The organism is Embleya sp. NPDC127516 (genome assembly GCF_044765325.1).
Classification (GTDB): domain Bacteria; phylum Actinomycetota; class Actinomycetes; order Streptomycetales; family Streptomycetaceae; genus Embleya.
The window spans coordinates 297,195-317,445 of record NZ_JBIWJT010000012.1 but is presented as its reverse complement, the minus strand read 5'-3'; the positions used below and the strand labels follow the sequence as shown (position 1 = coordinate 317,445).

Genomic DNA, 20,251 nt, shown 5'->3' with positions numbered 1-20,251 from the left:
GATCCGGATCGGTACACGCGTACCCGCTCAGTGCGCGCCGGCTCCGGTCAGCGCCCTGACCTCGAGTTCGGCGAACTTGCGGTCGTCGTCGTCATCGCGACGGCGCCGCGCGGACATCGCGCCGATCGCGGCACACGCGAAGCCGACCGGGATGGAGATGATCCCCGGGTTCTCCAGCGGAATCGGCGCCGGGGTCGTACAGCTGAACAACGCCGTCGCGTTGCCCACGTCCTTGCGATCCTTCGAGACGTCGCAGTCGGCCGCCTGCTTCGCGGTGAGCTGCTTGATCGCCGGCTTGGTGTCGGACGCCCCACCCCAGCAGATCGGCGACAGCGCCACCACCAGGACCGAGGTGACCAGGCCGCCGTAGATGCCGAACACCGCGCCGCGCGTGTTGAAGTTCTTCCAGAACAGCGAGAACACGATCGCGGGCAGGTTGGCGGACGCCGCGATGGCGAACGCGAGCGCGACCAGGAACGCCACGTTCAACTCGCGGGCGAACACCGACAGCACGATCGCCGCCGTACCGATCACGAAGGCCGCGATCCGCGCGACCTTGACCTCCTCGGCGTCGGTGGTACGGCCCTTGCGGAACACATTCGCGTACAGGTCGTGCGCGAACGACGAGGACGAGGCCAGCGTCAGGCCGGCCACCACGGCGAGGATGGTCGCGAACGCCACCGCGGCGATGAAGGCGAGCATCAGCGCGCCGCCGGTGGTACCCGCGCCACCGCCCAGTTCCTCGGCCAGCCGGGTCGCGGCCGTATTGCCGCTCGGGTCGGCCTTCTTGATCTCCTTGCTGCCGATCAGGGCGGCCGCGCCGAAGCCCAGGATCAGCGTCATCAGGTAGAACACCCCGATGATGCCGATCGCCCAGGTCACCGAGCGGCGCGCCACGCGCGCGTTGGGCACGGTGTAGAAGCGCACCAGGATGTGCGGCAGGCCGGCCGTACCGAGCACCAGCGCGAGTCCGAGCGAGATCAGGTCGATCTTCGACCAGCCGTCCGTGGCACCGTACTTGAGCCCCGGCTGCAGGAACGACTCACCCGAACCGGACTTGCTCGCCGCCGTGCCGAGCAGGTCGGCGACATTGAAGTCGAACTTCGCCAACACCCAGACGCACATCACGAACGCGCCCACCATGAGCAGCAGGGCCTTGACGATCTGCACCCAGGAGGTGCCCTTCATGCCGCCGACGGTGACGTAGACGATCATCAGCGCGCCCACCGCGGCGATGACCGAGATCTGCGCGGCGTCGCTCTTGACGTCGAGCAGGAGCGAGACCACCGACGCCGCGCCGACCATCTGGGCCAGCAGGTAGAAGATCGACACGACGATCGTGGACACGCTGGCGGCCATCCGGACCGGGCGTTCGCGCATGCGGTTGGCGAGTACGTCCGCCATCGTGTACCGGCCGGAGTTGCGCATCGGCTCGGCGACCAGGAGCAGCGCCACCAACCACGCGACCAGGAAACCGATCGAATACAGGAAACCGTCGTAGCCGGACAGCGCCAGGATGCCCGCGATGCCGAGGAAGGACGCGGCCGACATGTAGTCGCCGCCGATCGCCAGTCCGTTCTGGAGCGAGGTGAACGAGCGGCCACCGGCGTAGAAGTCGGCCGCCGTACGGTTCCGGCGACTCGCCCAGAAGGTGATGCCGAGCGTGACCGCGACCAGCACGGCGAACATCGCGAAGGTCCAGCCTCGGTTGCTGGACTCCGCGGCGAGTTCGAGAGAAAGATTCACGCTTCGAGTTCCTCTCGCAGTTCGGTGGCGACGGGGTCGAGTCGGGTGCGCGCGAATCGCGAATAGGCCCAGGCGATCAGGAACGTCGAGACGAACTGGAGCAGGCCGAACACGAGAGCGACATTGATGTGGTCGATCGGTTCCTTGGCCATGAAGTCACGCGCGTAGGCGGACATGACCACGTACAACAGGAACCACGCGAGGAACGCGGCGGTGACCGGGAAGATGAAGGACCGCTGGCGCTTCTTGAGCGCCCCGAATCTCGGATCCTGCTCCATTTCCAGATATCCGGTGCGGTCGTCCACGTACGGGGTGCGCTGGCCCGGAACGGACGCCTTGCCGGCGGCCGATGCCGCCCTCTTCTCGGTCGCCGGATCGGACTCGGGGGGACGATCGTGCGTGTCATCGTGCGGAGTCGGCATGGGGCGGTAGGGCTCCTCTCCAGCGGACACCCCGCGCGTGGCCCGAGGCGCCGATCGGGTACCTGACCGCGGTCCGTGGGACCTGGGGCCGCAGCGGAGCGAGTTTAGAGGCGCCGCCAGGACGCGCGGAACCTATCCGATCAACTGAAAGCGGGACTGACTGGTTACGCGGATAACTCACGAATTCCTACCGCCCACGGAATTGACCGAAATTGCCCGCGAGTTCACCGCGACCGACCGAACCACCGTCAAGTTCGCCCGAGTTGGTCCGGGGCGACCAGCCATCGCCACATCCGAAACAACCCGATCACCGACACTTCGAGCCGGGCTGGCACCTCGCTCCGAATCCGTTATCAAGATCGAAATGTTGTCGATTCGCGCTCGGGAAGGGCGACTTCGGCGCTACGGTCGCCCCTCGAAGCCCCGCTCAGCAGGCGAGTCTCAGCCCCACCACCACCGACTTGCCACACCCGCGGCGCGGCACCACGGCCCAGGCGGCGGTGAGCGCGCTCACCAGGAGGAGCCCGCGCCCTCCGCATTCCTTCGGTCCGGGCGAGGCGAGTGCGGGCAGGGCCGCGCCGGGGTCGGAGACGGCGAGCCAGCAGTAGCCGTCGGCGGGCCAGAGCACGAGTTCGATCGGGCACCCATCGGCCGGACAAGTGCCGTACAGCAGCGCGTTGGTGACGAGCTCGGACGTCACCAACACGAGCTCGTCGGCGAGTTCGGGGCGACAACCGCGCGGCACGGCGCCCATCACGGCACGCCGGGCGCGCCGCACGGAGGTGGGATCGGCGGGAAAGCTCCAGTGCGACGGGATGACCGGGATCGCGGGGGCGGTGGGGATGGCGGGCGCCGGTTCACCGGCGGGGCAGAGGGATCCGGGCATGGGCAACTCCTGGGCAGCACGGGCTGGATGGGCGCTTACGCGGTGAACGCGTCGCGCTGCGGCGCCGGTGGCCTACCTCCCCGATCGCGAACACACCCGTCCCGAAACAGGCGGGCATGCTCGCGCGGCGCACTTCCGGCATCGCTTTGCGTAGGTGATGCGATACCGAGCGTAGAACATGGCGGGGCAAATTTGCCATGCGATCGGGACTACTGAGCCGCCTCTTGGTGCGTGCGCACGGTTGGGCGGCAGACTGCCTTTGACGGCGGGCGAAAGGAACCGGCATGACCCCCAGGACGGTGCTTACCGAACGACAAAGGCGCTTGGGGAGTGAACTGCGGCGGATCCGAACCTCGGCAGGCATGTCCGCCGAGTACGCGGCAGGGCTGCTGGGCGTGGACCGGGGCAAGATCTCCAACATGGAGTCGGGCTCGCGTTCGATCAGTACCGACCGGCTGCGCACGTTGGTATGCAGCTGCGAGTGCACCGACGAGCGGTACATCGAGGCGTTGATCGACATGGCACAGCCGGACATCAAGGGTTGGTGGAACCGCTACCGGGGGACATTGCCCCAAGGTCTCCTGGACATCGCCGAGTTGGAAGCTTCCGTGATCGGGATGCGAGTGGCGAACACCGTGCACATCCCCGGACTGCTCCAGACGTCAGACCACGCCCTCGCGGTCTTCCGGGTAGCCGTGCCCACGCTCCCGGACCACGAAGTCGGGCTCCGACTCGCCCATCGCGCAGAACGGCAAAAGGTCCTCGTCCAAGACGATCCGCCCACGTACCGAGCCGTCATCCACGAAGCAGCACTTCGGATGCAGTTCGGCGGCAGAGCAGTCGCGCGGGCCCAACTGGAACACCTGATCGGCATGTCCGAGCGACCGAACGTCACACTGCTGGTCCTCCCCTACGAAGCAGGAGCCTTTCCCGGCGCGGGTCAAAGCGTCCTCTACGCCGAGGGTCCGGTGCCGCTACTCGACACCGTTCAGGTCGACAGCTCGCACGGGCCTGCGTTCATGTGGGCCGAGAACCAGTTGGCAAAGTACCGAGCACAACTGAACTGGATGGAAGACCTGGCCCTGCCCACCGATCAGTCCTGCGATTTCATCCACCGAATCGCCCGCCACCTGTGAGGAAAACTCCTATGCACGCCATCACTTGGGAAGACCCCTTCTGCGCCGAGGGCAACTCGTGCTTTCGCCTCGGTACAGACGCGAACGGCAACGGATACATCGCGGTCGCGGGACATGAAGACGCTTGCGTCAAGGACTCCCTCGAAGCCCTCCGCACCCTCATCCGAGACATCAAGGCGGGCAAGGCCGACCACCTGCTCTAGGCCCAGGCGTCCGCCAGTGAGTCACGAGAGGTCGCCCACACCATCGCTCGCCAACTCTGAAGGAGTTTCGATGCAGGACATCGCATGGGAAGCCCCATTCTGCGGTGAGGGCAACAACTGCTTCCGCCTGGGCACCGACGTCGAAGGGAACGCCTACATCGCCGTCGCCGGACACGAGGACGAGTACGTCACCGACACCATGGACGCCCTCCGCACCCTCATCCGCGACATCAAAGCCGGCAAAGCCGACCACCTGCTGTAACCCACCGGGCAGACGGGTATCACCCATCACGGCAGCTGTCGCGACCTCGCGACGCCAACCCGTTCGCGCACACCGTCACTTCAGGAACGCCCATGCCTGACATCACCTGGGACGAACCCTTCTGCCAGGACTCCGGAAACTGCTTCCGGCTCGGCACCGACGCGGACGGCAACGGCTACATCGCCGTCGCCGGACACGAAGACGAATACGTCACCGACACCATGGACGCCCTCCGCACCCTCATCCGCGACATCAAAGCCGGCAAGGCCGACCACCTGCTCACCAGGCGCGCCTGGGAGTCATGCGATGACGTTGGGTCGCATGTTGATAGCTGAACGTGATTGACGCCCGTGCGTGTCGCCCGTACGTTGCGAGAAGCCACACTCACCGCGACGACCCCGGACGGGAACGTCGTCACCGCGAGAGGAACCGGCATGGGAACCCACGGCGGTCCACCGGCAGACGACGAGCGACCCATCAACCCCAAGGACCGTAAGCCCTCGAACCCCACCCCGGACAGCCCCCCGCAGCCCGGCGGCGGCGATCATCGCAAAGACAGCAAATGACGGCGCCGATCGCCGAACGCCTCGTCTTGGCCGGGACCATGCCGCCCGGCTGGGAAAGGGCGTTCGTCACCGTCCGGCGCGCGGACTTCGTCCCGACTCGTGTCTGGCCCTTTCGCAACGGCAGCTTCGAACGAGCCATCGACCGCGACCGCGACCCGGATGCCTGGCTCGCCGCCGTCGAGGACGACATCCCGCTCGTGACCCAGTGGGACGACGGCGCCCACACCCGCGACGAACCCGGTGAACTCGCCACCTCGTCCGCATCCGCGCCGACCGTCGTCGCCCTCGAACTCGCCACGCTCGACCTGGCCGACGGCATGCGCGTGCTCGAAATCGGCACCGGGACCGGCTGGACGGCCGCGCTCCTGGCCGCACGTGGCGCCGACGTCACCACCGTCGAAGTCGACCCCGACCTCGCCGCCCAAGCCCGAGCCGCGATCGACCGGACCGGCTACGCCACGAATGTCACCGTCGTCACCGGCGACGGAGCGCTCGGCCACATCCCACACGCGCCGTACGATCGTGTCCACGTCACCGCAGGCGTCCGCAACATCCCGGCCGCGTGGATCGAGCAGGCCGCGCCCGGCGCCGTCCTCGTGATGCCCTGGGGCACCGACTACAACCCCCATGACCAGGTCGTCCACCTGACCGTCACCGGCAACCAGGCCGGCGGCCCGTTCCGGGGCGGGCTGTCGTTCATGAAACTGCGCTCCCAGCGCGCCGAGTTCCCGGACGTCGACTGGCCGGCCACCTGGAAACGCACCGCCCGCGCCTCCACCCCGGCCCTGGCGATCGCCGACGTCGCCGGCGCCACACACCGAGCCGCCGAGTTCGTCACCGGCCTCATGGTCCCCGACTGCATGCCCGATATCTGGGATGACCGCCGCCTGTACCTCTACGGCTGGGACGACAGCGGCGAACCATCCCTCGCCGAGGCGGTATTCCCCGAGGACGGCCCTCCGGTCGTCCACCAGGCCGGACCGCGCAATCTGTGGACCGAGGTTGAAGCGGCGCACGCCTGGTGGACCGCCGCCGGCCAACCGGAAGCCGACCGATTCGGCCTCACCGTCGCCGTGGACCGAAACGGCCGTGTGGAGCAACGCCCCTGGTACGAGACGCCCGCGCGGGAACTGCCCATCCGCCCGTCTTCCCCAAGTCGGAAACGGCGCGGTACGCCTCTCGGTTGAGAAGCGCGCCGCGCCGGAAAGCCGGACCGACGAGCGTCAGAAGACGAAGACGCCTCGGGCGACCTTGCCCGCCTCGGCGTCCTCGACCGCGTGGTGGAAGTCGTCCAGGGCGTAGGTCTGGGTGACCAGTTCGTCGAGGCGCAGGGCGCCGGTCTTGTACAGGTCCGCGTAGCGCGCGATGTCGTACTGCGGGCGCGAGGAGCCGTAGCGGCAGCCCATGATCGACTTGTCCAGGAACATCGAGGACACGTGGAAGGACGCCTCGGCGTCCGACGGCGCGACGCCCAGGATGATCGCCTGGCCGGCTCGCCCGAGCATGTCGATCGCGTTGCGGATCACCCCGACGTGCCCGACGCACTCGAACGCGTGGTCCACACCGCCCGGAACCAGCTCCTGGACCGCCTTGACCGAGTCCTCGACCGCGCGCGCGTCCACGAAGTCGGTCGCGCCGAACTCGCGCGCCACCGCCTCCTTCGCCGGGTTCGCGTCCACGGCCACGATCCGTACCGCGCCCGCGAGCTTCGCGCCCTGGATCACGTTCAGGCCGATGCCGCCCGTGCCGATCACCGCGACGGTGTCGCCGGGCTGCACCTTCGCCCGGTTCAGCACCGCCCCCACGCCGGTCAGCACGCCGCAGCCGATCAGCGCGGCGGACGCGAGCGGGATGTCCTTGGGGATCTTGACCGCCTGGACACCCTTGACCACGATCTGCTCGGCGAACACCGACAGACCCGCGAAGTTGTAGACCGGCTTGCCGCCGCGCGTGAACGGCTGGTTGAGCTGGCCGAAGCTCTTGGCACACATGGTCGGCCGACCCCGGTCGCACTCACGGCACGCGCCGCACGAGGCCAGCGTGGACAGCGCCACGTGGTCGCCGGGCTTGACGTGCGTGACCAACTCGCCGACCGCCTCCACGACGCCCGCGCCCTCGTGCCCGAGCACGACCGGGGGCGGGAAGGGGATGGTGCCGTTGATCACCGAGATGTCGCTGTGGCACAGACCGGCCGCACCGATCTTCACCAGGACCTCGTTGGCCCCGGGTGCGCGCACCTCGAGGTCGTCGACGATCGAGGCTTCCTTGCCGTCGAAAAGAACGCCCTTCACCGGTTCCTCCTCCATCGGAAATGGGCTGACGAGCCGGGGCGCTCGACGGCTTACCGGCCGGACCGGCTCCGGAGCTTCAAGCGCGCACGCGTACCCGCGCGGCACTCTAGCCCGGAACTGATGAGCAGTCAGCCGGTTGTGACAGTCCTCTCGTCACACCGCGACACCACCTCTGAGCAGCCCGTCGATCACACACGTGTCGCATCGACGTACGGTTCATCACCCGTGCCACAGCGGCCACTTCACACACCGCGCGGCGCCCCCGCCGCGTCCAGGATCCGGTGCATGGCCTCGACCGGGAGAGCGGGATTGCGCGCCGCGTAAGGCCCGAGTTCGGCATCGTCCAAGAGCGCGAGCAGCCGTTCCACCGGCACTGCCGGATGCCTGGCGAGCGCGGTTCGCACACACCGCTCCGGATCGGCAAGCAGCCCGAGCACCACATCCGCCGGCGCGTCCGGATCGCGCAGCACAAGCTCGCGCATGCCCGGATCCGGATCGCCCGCGAACCGTGCGAGCCCGTGGGTCGGGAAACCCGCGCGGTAGATCAGCCGACTCCGCCCGCAACCGCGGAAGTCCCGATACGCCCGTAACAGCAACTCCGGCCCGACGCCCGCCTGGTGACGACAGGTCAGCACCCGCACCCCGAGAACTCGTCGGCCCCCGTCACGTGCCGCCCCCGCTCGGAATGTCCACGAGACCCAGGATCCACGGCTTCACCGCGCCGGAAAGGCGGAACCCGTCGGCCACCACAGACCCGCCCGAGTCGGCTCGTCCGCCTCAAGCGGTGTGCGGCGTGAAGACGACGGTCGAGGTGTCCCCGTCCAGGGCGATGTTCAACGACGCGTCGAGCGCCTTCGCCAGGCGGGCGAGCAGCGGGAGGGTCGGTATCGTGCCGCCGAGTTCGATCTTGAAGATCTCCGGCTGCGTCATCTCCGCCCGCTTGCCGAGTTCGCTCTGCGAGATGCCCAGTGCGGTACGCCGCTCATAAACCGCCAAGCCGAGAACCGAGGCCATGTGGATCTCCACATGAATGGCCTGGGCCTCGGGCGATTCGGTGCCGCCGGCCACAAGCCGCCAGTCCCGGGTGAGCTTCCAGCGCGTATGGCTCATCAGGATTGTCCCTTCGCGCAAGGATCATCCCCATACACAAGTGTATGGCCGGGCATCCGGGACGCGGCGGCCTCGGATGGTGCGCGGGCCAGAGAGCTGTCGAGTCCCGCGGGTGGCGCGCTGCACCCGAGCCCGGTGGGGCGCATGGTGCCGATGGGGCGCACAGGCGGGTGCGCGGACGAATCGTGATCGGGGAAGGGAAATCGGTGCCCACAGGATATTGACGCCTCGTCCGACACTGATCACCCTGAGTGTGGCGGTCGTTCGCGAGGGGACGACGAGGCGCCCGGGACGTGCCCTGGGTTTCCTCGACGAAGTGGGACCGCCATCGTTCCGGGCCTCGTCGCGGTGCCCGGAACGCATGCGGGCCCCGGGACAGGTCGATCCTGTCCGGGGCCCGCACGCCGTCCGGTCTACGCGTGTTCGAGGTCCGCGCCGACCCGGCCGACCCCGGTCCGGCCGGCACCGGACCAGCCGACCCGGCAACTCGGCGACCCGGGGACAGCCGAAGCCGGTCGAATCATCCCGTCCTACTTGATCGCCACCGGGTTCACCGGCGTGCCGACGCCGCCCACGAAGGGTTCCGGCGAGGCCTCCAGGAAGAACTCGTACACGCCGTCCGCCGCGCAGTCCTCGGACAGCTCCTCCAGGTTCCAGTTCTGCCCCTGGAGCATGCCCATCTCCACCAGGTGCAGCGCGTGCACCGCCATGAAGCAATCCTCGATCTCCGGCGGGAAGACCTCGAAGGTCACGGTGTCGTTGGCCACCGCCGCCACGTCGCGCGCGTGGAACCACTCGGGCGTGCGCACGGACAGGCCCGGGCCGTAGAAGTACATGTCCTTCTCGCCCGCGAAGTACTGCCGGATCTGCCCCGTGCGCACCAGCACGATGTCACCCGCCCGGACCCGCACGTTGCCGAACTCCTCGGCCGCCTCCAGGTCGGCGGGGGTCACCGCGTACTCCGGCGGCAGGATGTCCAGACCCTTGGCCCGCGCCACGTCGAGCAGCACGCCGCGCGAGACCAGCGTCTTGACGTTGTGGATGCCGAGCTTGCGCGCGCCCTCCTCCGCCGTGACCGTCTCCTTGGCCGAGTGGCCGTTGTAGAGCCGGTCGTCGTAGGTCGCGTGGGTCAGCCCGTCCCAGTGCGTACCCGCCTGGATGCCCATCACCACCGAGTCGTCGCTGGTGGCCACCGTGCCGGGGCCGAAGACCTCGTGGTTGACCAGGAACGTGGTGCGCTTGGGGTTGTCCCGGCCCGGGATCATCCCGTTCTGGATGCCGTCCTCGCGCAGTTCCACGGCCAGCGAGAAGCGCTTGCCGGTGCGCACACAACCCGCCGCGGCCTTGACCACGTCGTCCGTGATCAGGTTGATCGTCCCGATCTCGTCCTCCCGGCCCCATCGGCCCCAGTTGTTCACACGAGCGGCGAGTTCATGAAACTCGGGGGGCAGCGACATAGGGGAGCCTCCTCCAGGCGGTGGTGACACGTGCCGATGGGCACGAATACCGACAGGCGCACTCTCGGAATCCGACGACCGCGCTGTCAAGTGCGTGTGTGGTGCTGCGTCGTGCTGTGTGCTGCGGCACTCTATCCAGGAAAACTAACGGATCGTCAGATAATGTCGGGAGGGCGTTCTCACAGGCTGCGCACCTTGCGTCCGCAAGGCTGCCGGACCTGTGCGGGCGGTCGAAGCGGTCCAGACCGCGGCGGCCGCGCAGCGCGCCACGACCGACCCCACCTGGGCCTCGGCCCTCGACTTCCGGGGCCTACTGGCGAGGCCACCGACTAGGAGCGGACAACACATGGGTGACTTCCTCACGGGCAAGGTAATCGCGGTCACCGGCGCCGGCCGGGGCATCGGCCGGGCCGTCGCACTCGCCGCCGCCGCGCACGGCGCCAAGGTGGTCGTGAACGACTACGGCGTCGCGATGGACGGCAGCGCGCCGACCAGCGAGGTCGCCAACGCCGTGGTGAAGGAGATCGAGGCGCTCGGCGGCGAGGCCGTCGCGGTCGCCGACTCCGTGGCCACGATGGAGGGCGGCGCCCGGATCGTGAACGCCGGCGTCGAGAAGTGGGGCCGGATCGACGGCGTCGTCACCGTCGCGGGCAACCTGCGCGAGCGCATGTTGTTCAACATGACCGAGGACGAGTGGGACAGCGTCATCGCCACCCACCTCAAGGGCACCTTCACCGTCGTGCAGGCCGCGTCCAAGGTGATGAAGACCCAGGGCTTCGGCTCGATCGTCGGCTTCACCTCCGGCGTGTACGCGCTCGGCTCGGTCGCCCAGGCGAACTACGCCGCGGCCAAGGGCGGCATCGTCTCGTTCGTGCGCTCCGCCGCGCTGGGCCTGAACAAGTACGGCGTCAACGCCAACTGCGTCGCGCCGGTGGCCCGGACCCGGATGTCCGAGGGTGTCCCGCAGACGCTCAAGGAGATCGGTGACCCCGAGGACGTCGCGGAGCTGGTGGTCTTCCTGCTCTCCGACCACGCCAAGAACATCACCGGTCAGGTGTACACGACCGCCGGCCCCAAGATCGCGCTGTGGGACCAGCCGCACGAGATCAAGACGATGTACGCGGCCGACCGCTGGACGGCCGAGGAGATCGCCGAGAAGCTGCCCACCCAGATCGGCCAGGACCCGATGCCGGTACTCGCGCAGCTCAAGGAGTACGCGGCCGCCGCGGCCAAGAAGAAGGCCGCCGAGGCAGCTGCCGCCGCCGGCAACTGACCCAGCCCTCGGCAGGCGGTGCGCGCGGGGTTCGAAGTCGCGAACGGCGAACCCCGCGCGCCGCCGTCCGTGCACCCCCCGCGAGATTGGACAGGCTGTGGATTTCCGGTACAGCGCCGAGGACGAGGAGTTCCGGGCCGAGGTCCGCGAGTGGCTCCGGGAGAACCTCTCCGGTGAGTTCGCCGCGGCCGTCGGTACCGGCGGTCCCGGCAGCGAGCACGAGCACTTCGAGATCCGCCGCGCCTGGGAGCTGCGCCTGGGCGAGGGCGGCTGGATCGGCCTGGACTGGCCCAGGCGATACGGGGGCCGCGAGGCGTCCTTGATGCAGCAGGTGATCTTCGGCGAGGAGTACGCCCGCGCCCAGGCGCCCGGCCGGGTCAACCACATGGGCGAGAACCTGCTCGGCCCCACCGTGCTCGCGTTCGGCACCGAGGAGCAGAAGGCCCGCTTCCTGCCCGCCATCGCGCGCGGTGAGGAGTTGTGGTGCCAGGGCTACTCGGAGCCGGGCGCCGGCTCCGACCTGGCCAACCTGCGCACCACCGCGACCGTCGACCCCGAGTCCGGCGACTGGCTGATCACCGGCCAGAAGGTGTGGACCTCGCTCGCGCACGAGGCGAACTGGTGCTTCGTGCTGGCCCGCACCGATCCCGCGTCGCAGCGGCACAAGGGCATCACGTTCCTGCTCGCGCCGATGGACCAGCCGGGCATCGAGATCCGCCCGATCGTCCAGTTGACCGGCACCAGCGAGTTCAACGAGGTGTTCTTCGACAAGGCCCGCGCGCGGGCCGAGCACGTGGTCGGCGAGGTCGGCGCGGGCTGGGGCGTGGCGATGGGCCTGCTCGCGTTCGAGCGCGGGGTCTCCACGCTGGCCCAGCAGATCGGCTTCGAGATCGAGCTGGACAAGGTGGTCGCCGAGGCGAAGGCCAACGGCGCGATCGAGGACCCGGTACTGCGCGACCGACTGCTGCAGAGCTGGATCGACCTCAAGGTGCTGCGCTGCAACGCGCTGCGCACGCTCGGCTCGCCCGATCCCGGCGCGGCCTCGGTGGCCAAGCTGGTGTGGGCGGGGTGGCATCAGCGGCTCGGCGCGCTCGCGATGGACGTGGCCGGCGCCGAGGCCACCCTGGCCGCCGGGGCCCCGTACGAACTGTCCGCCGCGCAACGCCTGTTCCTGTTCACCAAGTCCGACACCATCTACGGCGGGTCGAACGAGGTGCAGCGCAACATCATCGCCGAGCGTGTCCTCGGCATGCCCCGTGAACCGCGAGGAGACGCCAAGTGAGCCCCACCCCCGCCCCCGCCTATGTCGAGGGCCACGGCCTGTTGGCCGGCAAGACCGTCCTGATCACCGCCGCGGCCGGCACCGGGATCGGCTTCGCCGCGGCCAAGCGCGCCGCGGAGGAGGGCGCCGTGATCGCGATCAGCGACAAGCACGAGCGCCGCCTCGGCGAGGCCGCGGACGAACTCGCCAAGCTGATCGGATCCCGCCCGCTCGCCGTCCCGTGCGACGTCACGGTCGAGGACGAGGTGCAGCACCTGATCGACACGGCCGCGCGCGAACTCGGCGGCATAGACGTGCTGATCAACAACGCCGGGCTCGGCGGCGAGGCCAACCTCGTCGACATGACCGACGCGCAGTGGGACCTGGTGATGAACGTGACGCTGAACGGCACGTTCCGCTGCACCCGGGCGGCGCTGCGGCACATGCAGCCGCGCGGCAAGGGTGTGATCGTCAACAACGCCTCCGTGCTCGGCTGGCGTGCGCAGAAGGGTCAGGCGCACTACGCCGCGGCCAAGGCCGGTGTGATGGCGCTGACCCGCTGCTCCGCCGTGGAGGCGGCCGAGTTCGGCGTACGGGTCAACGCGGTCGCGCCGAGCATCGCGATGCACGCGTTCCTGGCCAAGGCCTCGTCCGAGGAACTGCTCGACGAGCTGTCCTCGCGCGAGGCGTTCGGACGCGCGGCCGAGCCGTGGGAGGTCGCGAACGTGATGGTCTTCCTCGCGTCGGACTACTCGTCGTACATGACCGGCGAGGTCGTCTCGGTCAGCTCACAACGCGCCTGACGGCACGTCACTCCGGCGGGCCTGACGGCACGTCACCGCAACGCACCCGACGGCACGTCGCCTGGTCGCGCGCGGCGACCCATCGCGCCGCGCGCCGGCCGCCCCGCCTCTGACGTGTCGTCAAGAACGGCGCCTGGGCCCGGGTATCAGTCCCCGCAGGGACCGACCCGGGCTTTCGCGCGCGCCGGCCCACTCCGGCCCGCGGCTGCCGCGCGCCAGGAAGTCGATGATGTCGGGGAGCAGTTCACTGACTCGGTACGGCGGCCCTTCGGCATCGCCGCCATCGGGGTCCGGGCGGTCCGCGTCGTCCGGCTCGCGTGCCGACCACTCGAACCCACACCACGGGTGATCACGACCACATTGCGGGCAAGCTTTTCCGCTCATGTCCACCCACGATAGGTGGTCGATCGCGGACGCGCCGTAACTTTTCCGGACTTGTCCAGAACCGGTTCGTCGGTCGCGCCCCGGCCGTGCCCGGCGCGCACGCGGGAGCGAGACGGGGCCCACACATCTATTGCCGACCGCCACTCGAAATGAACCGGGGCCGGTGTTACTTTGATCTGACTATCCGTCAGGTTCTGTGCCGGCTGCCTCACCTGCACGTACACAGGTGAGGCTGCCGGCATGGGCGCGCCCCGAAAGGCGACCCGTGGACTTCGACTTCTCCCCCGACCAGACCGCGTTCAGCGAGACGGTCGAGCGGTTTCTCGACGCCAATCCCGACCCTGAAGTGTTCGATGTCACCCGGGAGAACATGGCCCAGGTCGTCGACACCCCCGCACGCCGCGCGTACATGCGCAAGATGGCCGACCAAGGCTGGCTCGGCATCACCTGGCCCGAGGAATGGGGTGGCCAGGACGGCGACGGGGTCTACGAATACCTGCTCAACGAAGCCCTCGCCGGGCGCGGCGGACCGCAGATCGGCAAGGGCGTCGGCATCATCGGCAAAACCCTGCTGGCGCACGGCAGCGACAAGCTCAAGGCCGAGTTCCTGCCGAAGATCCTCAACAACGAGGTCGAGTTCGCGGTCGGCTACAGCGAGCCCGAGGCGGGCTCCGACGCCGCCTCGATGAAGCTGCGCGCGGTCCGCGACGGCGCGGGCTGGCGGCTCAACGGCCAGAAGACCTGGACCACCTCGGCGCACTTCGCCGAGTGGTACTGGGTCGGCGCGCGCACCGACCCCGACGCGCCCAAGCACCACGGCATCACACTGTTCCTGGTGCCGATGGACCACCCGGGCATCACCGTCCGGGGCATCTGGACGATGGGCGACGAGCGCACCAACGACGTCTTCTTCGACGACGTGTGGGTCTCCGACGAGTATGTGGTCGGCGAGCTGAACAAAGGCTTCCAGTACATCTCCCAGGCGCTCGACCTGGAACGCTTCACGATGTTCTCGTTCGCTCCGATCCAGCAGCGCCTGAACGTGCTCACCGAGTACGTCAAGGAGGCCACCCGCGACGACGAGCCGCTGCGCGAGGACCCGATCGTGCGCAAGCAGTTGGCCACGCTGGTCACCGAGGCCGCCGTCGCGCGCCTGCTCGGACTGCGCGTGGTCGCCGCCGCGGCCGGTGGCGGAAAACCGCCCACGGTCGAGGCGTCCGGCTACAAGCTGTACGCCACCGAGCTGTCCAAGCGGCTCGCGAACGCGTCGATGGACATCGCCTCGCCGGGCACCCAGTTGCGGGTGGGCACCGAGGACGCGCCGATGACCGGTCGCGCCGACTCGACCTACCGCTACACCGTGCTCGACACCATCGGCGGCGGCACCTCCGAGGTGCAGAAGAACATCATCGCCCGCCGCGGTCTCGGCCTTCCCAAGAACTTCTGACGGGGCCGCGGTCATGTCCGGAGAGTTCCTGGAAGGCGTCACGGTGTTGGATCTCGCGAGCGTGGGCCCCGCTGCCCGCGCCTCGCGCTGGTTGGCGGACTACGGGGCCGAGGTGATCAAGGTCGGCCCGGTCCCGGCCAAGAGCGGCGTGCAGATCGCGCCGCCCTACTACTCGTACAGCGCGCATCGGCGGATGAAGCGCGTGCTGGTCGACATGAAGGCGCCCGAGGGTCGTGAGGCGTTCCTGACCCTGGTCGAGGGCGCCGACGTGGTGATCGAGAGCTTCCGCCCGGGTGTGGTGGACCGCCTGGGCATCGGCCCGGACGCGGCCGCGGCGCGCAACCCGCGGATCGTCTACTGCTCGACGTCCGGCTTCGGTCAGGCCGGCCCGCACGCGCAACAGGCCGGGCACGACCTGAACTACCTGGGTGTGGGCGGCTTCCTGCACATGTCCGGGCCCGGCGCGGACGGCGGTCCGCCGATCCCGGGCGCGACCGTGGCGGACAGCGCGGGCGGTGGCATGCACGCGGTGATCGCGATCATGGGCGCGCTGTTCCGCCGGCAGCGCACCGGCGAGGGCGCCCGGCTGGACGTCTCGGTGGCCGACGGCATGCTCGCGCTGATGGCGCTGGGCGTGGACGAGTACCTGGCCACCGGCGTCGAACCCGAGCCCAGGCACGGCATCCTGACCGGCCGCTACGCGTGCTACGACACCTACCGCGCGCGAGACGGCAAGTGGCTCGCGGTGGCCGCGATCGAGGGTCGCTTCTGGGCGAACCTGTGCCGGCTGACCGGGCTGGACAAGTGGGCCCCGCGCCAGCTCGACGACGACGCGCAGGACGCGATCCGGGCCGATCTGGCGGCGGCCTTCGCCACTCGCGACCGGGACGACTGGGTGGCCGAGCTGGCCCCCGCCGACACCTGTGTGTCGGCGGTGCTGTCCGTACCGGAACTGCTGGAGGACCCGCAGTACCTGGCGCGCGACGCGTTCACCACCGCCAAGCACCCGGTCCAGGGCGAGTTCCGCCAGGTGGGCCCGGTGCTGGCCGGCCAGCAGGCACCCGCGGACCCGTACCCGGTCCGGGAATCGGGGATCACCGACACCGACGAGCTGCTCGCCTCGGCCGGGCTCAGCCCGGACCGCATCGCCGAGCTTCGCGCTTCAGGAGTGGTCGCATGACGGCACAAGACACCGCGCTGCCCGAGGACGTGGCGGCGCTCATCGGCAAGGTCCAGTACGAGAAGCGGGGTGACTTCCCCGCCGAGCGCGGCTACATCTGGACCTCGTGCGCGTCCGTGCAGAACGGCAACCCGCTGTTCTGGGACGAGGCGGTCGCCAAGGAGTTGACCGGGGGCCCGATCGCCCCGCTGAGCCTGCTGTCCGCGTGGGCCCGCCCGCACTACTGGGCGCCCGGCGCGGAGGGCGAGCAACTCTCCCTCCAGGTGCACTTCGACCTCAAGATCCGCTTCGAACTGCCCGAGGCGATCATGACCGACAACACCAACGTCTTCTACGAACCGGTGCGCCTGGGCGACATCGTGACGTCGCATCAGGTGCTCCGCTCGGTCAGCCCGGAGAAGCGCACCAAGCTCGGGATCGGCCGCTTCTGGGTGATCGACGTCGAGTACCACAACCAGGACGGCGCCCTGCTCGGCACCGAGTCCTACACCGGCTACGGCTACCGGCGGGAGGCCACCGGATGAGCGACCTGACCCTGGACCAGTTGGCCAAGGGCGACGCGCTGCCCACGTTCGGCGTCGACGTCACCGCGACCACGGTCATCCTGGGCGCGCTGGCCAGCCGCGACTGGCGGCCGATGCACCACGACTACAAGTTCGCGGTGGAGCGCCAGGGCGTGCAGGACATCTTCCTGAACACCCCGAACCAGGCCGCCTGGTTCGAGCGCTACCTCAACGACTGGACCGGCCCCAAGGGCCGGATCGGCCGGATGGTGTTCCGGATGACCAAGCCGGTCTTCCCCGGCGACCACATGCTGCTCACCGGCACGGTGGACGACGTCTCGGTGGACGAGGCCGGCTGCGGTTGGGTCCGCGCCGAGATCTCGCTGACCGTGGACGGCGCGCCCCGCACCACGGCCACCGCGCGAATGGCGTTGCCCACCACCCCCGACGACAACCCGTGGGACCGGCGCGGCGAGCGCTGGAAGCCCTAGAGGAGACGCGCGATGGACCTCGATTTCACCCAGGAACAGGACATCCTCCGGGAGACCGTGCGCGGCCTGACGGCCCGTCACGCCGACCTCTCCGTCGTTCGCGAGTTGGAGAACGACCCGGTCGGCTACCCCAAGGACTTCTGGAAGAAGCTCGGCGAGTCCGGCCTGACCGGCCTGACGCTGCCCGAGAAGTGGGGCGGGTCGGAGATGACCACGCTCGACGCGGCCGTGGTCTACGAGGAGTTCGGGCGTTCGCTGGCGCCGACTCCGCACTTCGTCAGCTCGGTCCTGGTCGGCGGCGTGCTCGCCGCGGCCGGTTCCGACGAGCAGCGGCAGAAGTACCTGCCGGGCATCGCGGCCGGCACCACCATCGCGAGCGTCGCGTGGCTGGAGCCGGACCGCGGCTACGGCGGCAAGGGCGTGGCGCTGGCGGCCCGCGCGGACGGCGACGGCCACGTGTTGTCCGGTACGAAGCGGCACGTCGCGTACGCGTCGTCGGCCGACGTGCTGCTCGTGCTCGCCCGGACCGGCACCGCGGGCACCCCGGGCGACCCCGCCCAGGGCGTATCGCTGTTCCTGGTCGACCCGAAGGCGGCCGGGGTCACCCTGACCCAGCAGACCACGATCGCCTCGGACACCCAGTACCGGGTCGACCTGACGGACGCGCGCGGCGAGTTGGTCGGCGCGGTCGGAGCCGGCTGGCCGGTCTGGTCGGACGTGCTGCACGACGGCCTGATCCTGCTCGCGGCCCAGGCCGTCGGCGGCGCCAAGCGCGCCCTGGAGATCACCGTCGAATACGCCAAGCACCGCAAGCAGTTCGACAAGCCGCTCGGCGCGTTCCAGGCCATCGCGCACAACCTGGCCGACGCCTCGACCGCCGTGGACGGCGCCGAGACCCTGGTCTGGGAGGCCGCCTGGTCCCGGGACAAGGGTCGCGACACCGCGCGCCTGGCCCCGATGGCCAAGCTCTTCGCCGCCCGCACCTACCGCGAGGTCACCGACCTGGCGGTACACGTACACGGCGGCATGGGCTTCACCCTGGAATGCGACGTACAGCTCTACTTCCGCCGGGCCAAGTCCCTCCAACTCAACTGGTGGGACGACCGCTACCTGGAAGACCTGATCGCGGCGGACGTCCTCGACAAGGGCTGACCCCGACACACGCCACACACCACGAAGGCGGCTCCGACTCCGGTCGGGTCCGCCTTCGTGGTGTGTGGGGTGTGAGTGGATCGAGGCAACCGTGGACCGGTCGGCTCCGGGGCGGGCGATCGCGCGTCCGCCCCGGAGGAGTCGTCGCCTTGGGCGACGGCTCGGCTTCCCGCCGCCAGTCACCCGAAAGTGGGGTTTCGGGGTATTCATCCGAGTGCGTGGGCTCATCGTCGTCACCCTGGCGCCATGGGCAACTCTCGGTTCGCGGCGCGGTGTCTGCTGGTGGCGTGCGGATGCCTGCCGGTCCTGGCCGCCGCCGGTGATGCGTTCGCCGACGAACGCATCACCGTGAACGTGCAGACCCGCCCCGACCCCGCCGCCACAGGCCGACCGTCCGGACCCGTGAGCCCACGTACGGAGGTGCACGCCGGCCGCGTACACGTCGTGTATCAACCCGGCGTGCTGACCGCCGTCCGGATCGGCGACGACGTCTCGGTGACCGTGCGTCCCGGATGCGGCTGCTCGGCCCGGCCCACCACGACACCCTCCGCCACCTCGTCGCACCGCCCGCCGGCGACCGAGCCGGCCCTACCGCCCACCCGCAAGCCGGCATCACCCGCGCCCCCGGCCACCACCGGGCAGGCACCCTCCGGGACCCGACCGCCGCCCGCCGCGCCCATGCGTCGCCCGTACGCCTCCTCCGCTGTGGACGCACTGCCCGAACCACCGGGCATCACCGCGCCCGTCGCCGAACCACCCTCCACCCGGCGGCCGTTGCGCACCACCACCGTGCCGCCCGAGGACGAGGCGTCACCCCCGGGATTCACCGACGGGATCACGCCGGTCCTGGTCGTGTCGATCATCCCCGCCGCGCTGGCGGCGCTGCTTCCGAGCCCGGCCCGACGAGGAGTACGGACGTGATCATCTGGATCCTCGGCGCCCTTCTCGGCGCCGGCATCGCCGCGACGGCCGTCATCCTGATGAGCCGCACCGAACGTGCCAAGGACAGCGGCTTCGACGGCCAGCTGCTGTCCTTCTGCGGCGGAGCCGTCCTGTCCTCCTTCGTCCTGCTGACCAGCTTCCAGATCGTCGGAGCATGGGAACTCCAGTCCACGGTCCGCCAACACGCGAGCGACGAGGCCCGCGTGCTGACCAAGACCTACGCGGCTGCCGGCCAACTTCCGCCGCAGGACCGGGACTTCGTGCGCACCGGGCTACGCGACTACACCCGCACGGTGATCGACAAGGAATGGTCGGCGATGGCCGACAAGCACGAAACCCCGCTCGCATGGCGCCAACTCGACCGGATCGCGGCCCGCGTCGGCACAGTCTCGGAGACGGCGCACGATCGGGCCGTCGACACCCAGGCGGCCGTGGCAGACCTGTACGTCAAGCGCCACGTTCGCCTCGCCGACCCGGCCTCCACCACACCGATCGTGCTACCGGTGGCCATGATCGTCGCCGGTATCTTCGCCATCGTCTTCCCGGCGCTCGTCGTCCCGACCGCAGACCGCCGCCACGTCATCGCCCTGGCCTTCGTGGGCACGATCGTCGCCTTCGGAATCCTGCTCGTCCTCCAACTGCGAAACCCCTACACCGACCCCCTCGCCGTACACCCGACCGCCTTCCGCGCAGCCCTCACCCGCTACACCCAACTGGGATGACGAGGGCGGCCCAA

At 69.5% G+C, this 20,251-nt stretch carries 21 protein-coding genes and 1 pseudogene; 15 read left to right on the top strand and 7 right to left on the bottom strand.

The window, feature by feature from the left end; translation table 11 throughout:
* Window positions 1-27: 27 nt before the first annotated feature.
* The 3 genes from ACIRL2_RS24915 to ACIRL2_RS24905 all read right to left on the bottom strand — a co-directional run bounded on the left by ACIRL2_RS24915 (window position 28) and on the right by ACIRL2_RS24905 (window position 3,054).
* On the bottom strand, window positions 28-1,689 hold the full coding sequence (locus tag ACIRL2_RS24915) for a cation acetate symporter (protein WP_395867038.1): 1,662 nt from the start codon (window positions 1,687-1,689) through the stop codon (window positions 28-30).
* 53 nt (window positions 1,690-1,742) lie between these two features.
* The gene (locus ACIRL2_RS24910) at window positions 1,743-2,168 is read right to left on the bottom strand and encodes a DUF485 domain-containing protein (protein WP_395866976.1); all 426 of its coding nucleotides are present in this window, start codon (window positions 2,166-2,168) and stop codon (window positions 1,743-1,745) included.
* Window positions 2,169-2,595: 427 nt separating this feature from the next.
* On the bottom strand, window positions 2,596-3,054 hold the full coding sequence (locus ACIRL2_RS24905) for an ATP-binding protein (RefSeq protein ID WP_402234591.1): 459 nt from the start codon (window positions 3,052-3,054) through the stop codon (window positions 2,596-2,598).
* A 284-nt stretch (window positions 3,055-3,338) separates the two neighbouring features.
* On the opposite strand from ACIRL2_RS24905, the gene ACIRL2_RS24900 reads away from it, so the two are divergent.
* From ACIRL2_RS24900 to ACIRL2_RS24880, 5 genes and pseudogenes are all read left to right on the top strand, one after another.
* Window positions 3,339-4,190, top strand: a complete 852-nt coding sequence (locus ACIRL2_RS24900) for a helix-turn-helix domain-containing protein (RefSeq protein WP_395866972.1) — start codon at window positions 3,339-3,341, stop codon at window positions 4,188-4,190.
* Window positions 4,191-4,201: 11 nt separating this feature from the next.
* A complete protein-coding gene (locus tag ACIRL2_RS24895; protein ID WP_395866970.1) occupies window positions 4,202-4,393 on the top strand; it encodes a hypothetical protein in 192 nt (63 codons plus the stop codon).
* A gap of 70 nt (window positions 4,394-4,463) precedes the next feature.
* Window positions 4,464-4,655 carry a hypothetical protein gene (locus tag ACIRL2_RS24890; RefSeq protein WP_395866968.1) on the top strand — a complete coding sequence of 64 codons (192 nt, stop codon included), beginning with the start codon at window positions 4,464-4,466 and terminating at the stop codon, window positions 4,653-4,655.
* 92 nt (window positions 4,656-4,747) lie between these two features.
* A pseudogene (locus ACIRL2_RS24885) lies at window positions 4,748-4,936 on the top strand (hypothetical protein); the annotation flags it as partial.
* A 281-nt stretch (window positions 4,937-5,217) separates the two neighbouring features.
* Complete coding sequence (locus ACIRL2_RS24880; protein ID WP_395866966.1) at window positions 5,218-6,408, top strand: methyltransferase domain-containing protein; 1,191 nt, start codon at window positions 5,218-5,220, stop codon at window positions 6,406-6,408.
* 36 nt (window positions 6,409-6,444) lie between these two features.
* Here ACIRL2_RS24880 and ACIRL2_RS24875 read toward each other — a convergent pair whose 3' ends face one another.
* The 4 genes from ACIRL2_RS24875 to ACIRL2_RS24860 form a co-directional block, all read right to left on the bottom strand.
* Window positions 6,445-7,512 (bottom strand): Zn-dependent alcohol dehydrogenase, encoded by a 1,068-nt coding sequence (locus ACIRL2_RS24875; protein ID WP_402234589.1) that lies wholly within the window; start codon window positions 7,510-7,512, stop codon window positions 6,445-6,447.
* 242 nt (window positions 7,513-7,754) lie between these two features.
* Window positions 7,755-8,153, bottom strand: a complete 399-nt coding sequence (locus tag ACIRL2_RS24870; protein ID WP_395866962.1) for a hypothetical protein — start codon at window positions 8,151-8,153, stop codon at window positions 7,755-7,757.
* Between the two features lie 136 nt (window positions 8,154-8,289).
* On the bottom strand, window positions 8,290-8,622 hold the full coding sequence (locus ACIRL2_RS24865; protein WP_402234587.1) for a helix-turn-helix transcriptional regulator: 333 nt from the start codon (window positions 8,620-8,622) through the stop codon (window positions 8,290-8,292).
* Between the two features lie 530 nt (window positions 8,623-9,152).
* Window positions 9,153-10,079: a cyclase family protein gene (locus tag ACIRL2_RS24860; protein WP_395866958.1), complete on the bottom strand. Its 927-nt coding sequence runs from the start codon at window positions 10,077-10,079 to the stop codon at window positions 9,153-9,155.
* Window positions 10,080-10,425: 346 nt separating this feature from the next.
* Here ACIRL2_RS24860 and ACIRL2_RS24855 point away from each other — a divergent pair, with 346 nt between their 5' ends.
* The 10 genes from ACIRL2_RS24855 to ACIRL2_RS24810 all read left to right on the top strand — a co-directional run bounded on the left by ACIRL2_RS24855 (window position 10,426) and on the right by ACIRL2_RS24810 (window position 20,237).
* On the top strand, window positions 10,426-11,352 hold the full coding sequence (locus tag ACIRL2_RS24855) for an SDR family oxidoreductase (protein WP_402234585.1): 927 nt from the start codon (window positions 10,426-10,428) through the stop codon (window positions 11,350-11,352).
* Between the two features lie 97 nt (window positions 11,353-11,449).
* A complete protein-coding gene (locus ACIRL2_RS24850; protein WP_402234584.1) occupies window positions 11,450-12,634 on the top strand; it encodes an acyl-CoA dehydrogenase family protein in 1,185 nt (394 codons plus the stop codon).
* Window positions 12,631-13,416: an SDR family oxidoreductase gene (locus ACIRL2_RS24845; protein ID WP_402234582.1), complete on the top strand. Its 786-nt coding sequence runs from the start codon at window positions 12,631-12,633 to the stop codon at window positions 13,414-13,416. Before ACIRL2_RS24850 ends, ACIRL2_RS24845 begins: the two co-directional genes overlap by 4 nt.
* 649 nt (window positions 13,417-14,065) lie before the next feature.
* Entirely contained in the window at window positions 14,066-15,247 is a 1,182-nt protein-coding gene (locus ACIRL2_RS24840) for an acyl-CoA dehydrogenase family protein (RefSeq protein ID WP_395866951.1), read from the top strand.
* A 13-nt stretch (window positions 15,248-15,260) separates the two neighbouring features.
* A complete protein-coding gene (locus ACIRL2_RS24835) occupies window positions 15,261-16,427 on the top strand; it encodes a CaiB/BaiF CoA transferase family protein (RefSeq protein ID WP_402234580.1) in 1,167 nt (388 codons plus the stop codon).
* The gene (locus ACIRL2_RS24830; RefSeq protein ID WP_395866947.1) at window positions 16,424-16,951 is read left to right on the top strand and encodes a MaoC family dehydratase N-terminal domain-containing protein; all 528 of its coding nucleotides are present in this window, start codon (window positions 16,424-16,426) and stop codon (window positions 16,949-16,951) included. Before ACIRL2_RS24835 ends, ACIRL2_RS24830 begins: the two co-directional genes overlap by 4 nt.
* Window positions 16,948-17,421: a hypothetical protein gene (locus ACIRL2_RS24825; protein ID WP_402234578.1), complete on the top strand. Its 474-nt coding sequence runs from the start codon at window positions 16,948-16,950 to the stop codon at window positions 17,419-17,421. The genes ACIRL2_RS24830 and ACIRL2_RS24825 overlap by 4 nt, the downstream gene beginning before the upstream one ends.
* A gap of 12 nt (window positions 17,422-17,433) precedes the next feature.
* Complete coding sequence (locus ACIRL2_RS24820; RefSeq protein ID WP_395866943.1) at window positions 17,434-18,573, top strand: acyl-CoA dehydrogenase family protein; 1,140 nt, start codon at window positions 17,434-17,436, stop codon at window positions 18,571-18,573.
* A gap of 246 nt (window positions 18,574-18,819) precedes the next feature.
* Complete coding sequence (locus ACIRL2_RS24815) at window positions 18,820-19,494, top strand: hypothetical protein (RefSeq protein ID WP_402234577.1); 675 nt, start codon at window positions 18,820-18,822, stop codon at window positions 19,492-19,494.
* Window positions 19,491-20,237, top strand: a complete 747-nt coding sequence (locus ACIRL2_RS24810) for a hypothetical protein (protein WP_395866939.1) — start codon at window positions 19,491-19,493, stop codon at window positions 20,235-20,237. Before ACIRL2_RS24815 ends, ACIRL2_RS24810 begins: the two co-directional genes overlap by 4 nt.
* Window positions 20,238-20,251: the final 14 nt, after the last annotated feature.